At 45.0% G+C, this 1,714-nt stretch carries 3 protein-coding genes; all 3 read left to right on the top strand.

What is annotated here, in order from left to right; translation table 11 throughout:
- The coding region (locus tag R7O12_RS24125) for an FAD-dependent oxidoreductase (RefSeq protein WP_318126569.1) at positions 1–484 on the top strand (484 nt) is incomplete at its 5' end.
- Positions 485–575: 91 nt separating this feature from the next.
- Entirely contained in the window at positions 576–1,004 is a 429-nt protein-coding gene (locus R7O12_RS24120; protein WP_005480841.1) for a DUF1499 domain-containing protein, read from the top strand.
- A 62-nt stretch (positions 1,005–1,066) separates the two neighbouring features.
- Positions 1,067–1,714 (top strand): 5'-methylthioadenosine/S-adenosylhomocysteine nucleosidase (gene mtnN, locus R7O12_RS24115; RefSeq protein WP_318126568.1); only part of this gene is annotated, 648 nt, incomplete at its 3' end.

The following is a 1,714-nucleotide window of genomic DNA, read 5'->3' as shown; positions in this document are numbered from 1 at the left end:
TAACGTGATTTGTGCCTACCGTCGTGATGAAGAAAACATGCCAGGCTCTCGTCGAGAAGTGAAAAATGCCAAAGAAGAGGGCGTGAAGTTCATGTTTAACCTTCAGCCTTTAGGTATTGAGGTTGATGCGTATGGCAAAGTTTCAGGCGTGAAAGTGGTCAAAACTGCTTTAGGCGAGCCTGATGACGCAGGTCGCCGTCGCCCAGAACCTGTAGAAGGAAGTGAACACGTACTGCCTGCCGATGCTGTCATCATGGCATTTGGTTTCCAACCTCATCAAATGAACTGGCTTACTCCGTTCAATGTTGAACTTGATCAATGGGGACGAATCAAAGCACCCAACAACCAAGAGTTTCAATATCAAACCAGCAATGAAAAGATCTTTGCTGGGGGAGACGCAGTTCGCGGTTCTGATTTAGTGGTAACCGCCATTGATGAAGGACGAAAAGCAGCAGAAGGCATTCTTGATTACTTAAACGTATAGCGTCGTACCAACACTCAAAAAGGATCCAAAGATTGGATCCTTTTTTCTTTTATTACATATAATTAAATTCCTCTGTTAAGGAATAGAACTCATGAAAAAAGCCGCTCTGATGCTCATCACTTTTCTCGGCTTAACCGCATGCAGCCAAGGAGTCACTTCGATGCCAGATAGAACTCAAACCCCATGTGGAAACAAACCTAACTGCGTTTCAACACAAGACCAACGAGAAGAACACCACCTCGAACCTTTTACTCTCACCGAATCCGCCACATTGGATGCAATTGAGCAAGCAGCACTGCAACTATCGGGGGCTAAAACAGCAGAGAAAGATGGCAATTATCTGCGCATTGAATGCACATCTAAAATCATGCGCTTCGTGGATGATCTCGAATTAAAGATCGACGGGAATACTCTGATCGTGCGTTCAGAATCACGCGTAGGGTATTCCGACTTTGGCGTCAATCGAAAACGGGCCGAGCAATTACGAACCGAACTTTCTAAAGCAGAACTCATCAAATAGAAAACTGCTGACAGGGAGTGCTATACTCTCGCCGATTAAATATTTTACCTAAAGAGAGTGCTATGAAAGTTGGTATCATCGGTGCGATGGAACAAGAAGTGACCATCCTGAAAGAAGCTATGACAAACTGCCAAACCGTAAACAAAGCAGGTTGTACGTTTTTCTCTGGTCAAATTAACGATGTAGATGTAGTGCTACTACAATCTGGTATCGGTAAAGTTGCTGCGGCAGTTGGTACAACAATTCTTCTTGATGAATACCAACCAGATGTGGTTATCAACACAGGTTCTGCTGGTGGTTTCGATTCAAGCCTAAATCTAGGTGACGTAGTGATTTCTACAGAAGTGCGCCACCATGATGCAGACGTGACTGCTTTTGGCTATGAAATTGGTCAAATGGCAGGTCAACCAGCAGCATTCAAAGCGGATGAAAAACTGATGGACCTAGCGGAAAAAGCACTCGAGCAAATGGCGAATACACATGCTGTTCGCGGTTTGATCTGTACGGGCGATGCGTTTGTTTGCACGGCTGAGCGCCAAGCGTTCATTCGTGAAAACTTCCCATCCGTTATTGCGGTTGAAATGGAAGCATCAGCTATTGCTCAGACTTGCCACCAGTTCAACACACCATTTGTTGTTGTACGTGCTATCTCTGACGGTGCTGATAAAGAATCACCAATGAGCTTTGAAGAATTCCTGCCACGAGCAGCA

Source organism: Vibrio sp. Vb1574, from assembly GCF_033338675.1.
The sequence above is the reverse complement of the archived record's forward strand: the minus strand, read 5'-3'. Positions and strand labels throughout refer to the sequence as shown.

Coding starts and splice junctions, on each gene's coding strand:
- R7O12_RS24120 (WP_005480841.1), top strand. CDS start 576: ATGAAAAAAGCCGCTCTGATGCTCATCACTTTTCTCGGCTTAACCGCA.